The sequence below is a fragment of the Neobacillus terrisolis genome (assembly GCF_051233475.1).
Lineage (GTDB): Bacteria > Bacillota > Bacilli > Bacillales > Cytobacillaceae > Bacillus_BU.
The window spans coordinates 1-230 of sequence record NZ_JBKFGH010000046.1 but is presented as its reverse complement, the minus strand read 5'-3'; the positions used below and the strand labels follow the sequence as shown (position 1 = coordinate 230).

Genomic DNA, 230 nt, shown 5'->3' with positions numbered 1-230 from the left:
GCCCGGCAGCGTCCTACTCTCACAGGGGGAGAGCCCCCAACTACCATCGGCGCTGAGAAGCTTAACTTCCGTGTTCGGTATGGGAACGGGTGTGACCTTCTCGCTATCGCCACCAGACTTTTATTAAATTAGGGAATTTCATTCCCTCAAAACTAGATAATGAAGAAGAAGTTGTAAAACGAGTTCACCTAGAACTTAATTTGGTTAAGTCCTCGATCGATTAGTATCAG

At 46.5% G+C, this 230-nt stretch carries 1 rRNA gene; it reads right to left on the bottom strand.

Annotation, left to right across the window (positions count from 1 at the left end):
• Window positions 1–117: ribosomal RNA gene (gene rrf, locus ACI48O_RS21985) — 5S ribosomal RNA — on the bottom strand.
• Window positions 118–230 lie beyond the last annotated feature (113 nt).